General features: G+C 70.5%; 3 protein-coding genes and 1 pseudogene. 1 reads left to right on the top strand and 3 read right to left on the bottom strand.

Annotated elements, in window-relative coordinates:
• Positions 1–169 precede the first annotated feature (169 nt).
• Positions 170–967 carry a maleylpyruvate isomerase family mycothiol-dependent enzyme gene (locus Pmi06nite_RS41495; protein ID WP_203958753.1) on the top strand — a complete coding sequence of 266 codons (798 nt, stop codon included), beginning with the start codon at positions 170–172 and terminating at the stop codon, positions 965–967.
• Between the two features lie 174 nt (positions 968–1,141).
• Here Pmi06nite_RS41495 and Pmi06nite_RS41490 read toward each other — a convergent pair.
• The 3 genes and pseudogenes from Pmi06nite_RS41490 to Pmi06nite_RS41480 form a co-directional block, all read right to left on the bottom strand.
• Positions 1,142–1,500 (bottom strand): annotated as a pseudogene (locus Pmi06nite_RS41490) (Tn3 family transposase); the annotation flags it as partial.
• A gap of 261 nt (positions 1,501–1,761) precedes the next feature.
• Entirely contained in the window at positions 1,762–2,103 is a 342-nt protein-coding gene (locus Pmi06nite_RS43180) for an SDR family NAD(P)-dependent oxidoreductase (RefSeq protein ID WP_373317369.1), read from the bottom strand.
• A 147-nt stretch (positions 2,104–2,250) separates the two neighbouring features.
• A partial coding sequence (locus Pmi06nite_RS41480; protein WP_203958750.1) for an alpha/beta fold hydrolase occupies positions 2,251–3,020 on the bottom strand: 770 nt, incomplete at its 5' end.

The raw sequence follows: 3,020 nt of genomic DNA, 5'->3' as shown, positions 1-3,020 counted from the left end.
GCCGTCCGGACTCCCAGTGGCGGGACGTTCGGTGAACGATCACACGGACGCGAGCGTGATCGCGGGACGGGCGGGTACGGCGTCGCGGCTCCGTGATGGTTGCGGGTCCGCCTGCGGCGGCCGTGAAAATCGCTGTCCAATTGTTGGAAGGCGGTGATAGAGAGTCCGGGTGACAACGACACTTGAGTTCCCCGCTCTGCTGCGACTGATCGACGAACGGTCGACTGCCTTCCGCGCCGCGGTCGCCTCCGCGCGCAGCCTCGACGTACAGGTGCCGACCTGCCCCGAGTGGACGCTGTTCGATCTGGCGCAGCACATCGGCGAGGGGCGCCGCGACTGGGCCGCCACCGTCGCCGCAGGGCCTGCTCCGGCCAAGTCCGCAGCGGAGGGCGCCCCGGCTGCGCCTCGGGAGCGCGAGGCGCTGCTGGCCTGGTTGGCGGAGTCCACGGAGCAACTGCTGGACGCATTGCGGAAGGCCGGCCCGGATCGCGGTTGCTGGACGTGGTGGGGGACGTCGCAGTCGCCGCCGACCTCCGGTGCCGTAGCTCGGCACCAGCTCCTGCAGTTCGCGGTGCACACGTACGACGCCCAGATCACCGTCGGTGCCCCGCAGCCGCTGCCGGACGAGGTGGCGCTCGACGGTGTCGACGAGTTCCTGTCCACCTGCGTCGCAACGACGAGTGCCTGGCCGCACAAGCCCGCTGCTGTCGACTTCCACGCCTCCGAGGGCCGCTCCTGGCGCCTCTTGCTCTCCGCCGACGGCGCACGGACCACCCGTTTCCCCGGGCTCGGCACCATATCGGCCACAACTGCCGGCCAGGACCCGGACGCGGCCGCCGCCTCCGCTCGGGGCACGGCCAGCGAGCTGGTCCTCATCCTGCACGACCGTATCCCGATCAACTCCCTGAAGCTCGACGGCGACCGACGTCTCTTCGAGCAGCTCAGCGCCTGGGACCCGGATGAGTAGGACGTGACGATGCGCCACCTCGTAAGCCCCGGGGCATGCCTCCCGCCAACGGCTACAGCCACGCCGTGGTGGCATCGGGGCCGCGGGGGGGAGCAGACCGCCACGGCTGCGAAGCGGCTGACCAAGGCGGCGGCCCACAAGCTGATCCACGCACCTGGTCGGCACCTGACGCCGTCAGTTCTCCGCGCCGTCCTCGTCGTCATCGAGTCCGGCCGCGTCCGGGTCGCGCAGCGGGCGCAGGGTGCCACCCGCTGGCTGGGTGGCGGTGAAGCTGTAGCGGCCGAGCACGTTGAGGATGCGGTGCTTGAGCGGGGACAGCCGGGCGATGCCCTCGTCCCGGATCTCGTGGCCTTCGGCCTTCAGCTGGGCGACCGCGGCGTCGATGTAGCGGGTCGTCCAGAGCACCACGGCGTTCAGGACCAGGCCGAGTGAGCCGAGCTGGTCCTCCATCCCATCCCGGTACGCCTGGTGGATGGTGCCGCGCTTGCCGTGGCACACGTCGCGGGCCAGTGGCGGGACTCCTGCACGGTGAGTTAGGAACAACCGGCAGCGCACGCGGGCGCATCGACATCGAGGACCTCATTCCGGGGGGCAGGATCACAGGACACTCAACCGGAACGCCCCCTTCCAGGCCCCAACGATCATTATCATGCGAACACGCCGACGCGACCAGAATTAGGCAACAGGGTCGTACACGCCCACGTCGCCGGGATGACCCGATGTCACGCCAGGCCAGGCGTGGCCCAGTTCAAGGACAGCGAGCTGCCCGCCGGCGCCGCGCGCGACCCTCGGTCTCATTCAATCTCTCGCCGGACGCGGCGAGCAGTCCGGTGCGGAAATTGCCCGGCTCGACGATGAGCACGGTTACGCCCAATGGGCGACCTCGGCCCGTAGCGCTTCGGAGAAGCCTTCGAGCGCGAACTTCGTCGCGCTGTAGGCGGAGATTCCCGCGAACGACAATCGTCTCCCATGCTGCTGACCTGCACGATCGCGCCGGACCGCCGTGCCCGCAGGTGGGGAAGGGCGGCGCGGGTCAGCGCGGCGGGGCCGAAGAAGTGGACCTCGAACAGGGCCCGCTGCTCGGACTCGCCGGTTTCCTCCACGGCACCGACGTGGCTACGTCCGGCGTTGTTCACGCGGATGTCGATGCGACCATGTCGAGCGATGACCTCGGCCACTGCCTCGTCATGGCTCGGGTCTCGGGGAGGGCGCTAGCTTCTGCGCGGATCACGCCTGCTTCATGCTGATCTGCTTGAGCACGGGCTGCGGACCTGTCGCAGCAATTAGTGACCTCGTTCCCGGCCGAGGAAGCACGACAGGAGTCGCACGAAGTCGTGCGGGTGCTCGAGCGCCGGCACGTGCCCGCATCGGCCGAGCACGTGCAGACGGACATCGGCCAGGTGTTCGAGCAGGGGCAGGGCTGCCGTCCCGAGCGGGGTGACTCGGTCCTCGGCGCCGTGGACGAGCAGCACGGGCGCGCCGACCCCTGCCAGCGTTTGCGCCGAGAGGGTGAGCTCGTCGGCCCAACGTGCCCTAGGCGGAGGGAACAACGACGCGAATGCGGCCGCCCCCGCTCGCATCGCAGCTGCACGGGCAGCGACGGCCGACTCGGTCACGAGCGCTTGGTCGAGGACGAGGCGACTCAACATGTCTCGTGCCCCGAGCGGGCCGGCGGGGGCGGCCCAGACCGCGTCGAGCTCGGCGGACAGCGGCGCCCCGGGGGCGCCCATCGTCGAGACCGCCACAACACGGGTGACCTGCTGGGGACGCGCGGCCGCCAACGCCAGCGCCACGGCACCGCCCATGGAGTGGCCCACCACGGCGTAGTGCTCGACACCGAGAGCATCCATCAGGCCCGCGGCCTGCTCCGTCCACAGCCGGAGCCCACCCCTGGAGCCCGCCGGGATTGGTGTACGGCCGAACCCCGCCTGGTCAGGAGCCACCAGGTGCCAGGATGTGCCCAGCGCCTGTGCCGTCGTTGCCCAGGCGCCGGATCCGGTCGTACCGGGTCCGGAGCCGTGCAGCATCAGCACCGCGGGCCCGGTGCCGCTCT

The organism is Planotetraspora mira, from assembly GCF_016863275.1.
GTDB lineage: Bacteria > Actinomycetota > Actinomycetes > Streptosporangiales > Streptosporangiaceae > Planotetraspora > Planotetraspora mira.
This window is presented reverse-complemented; position numbering and strand designations above follow the sequence as displayed.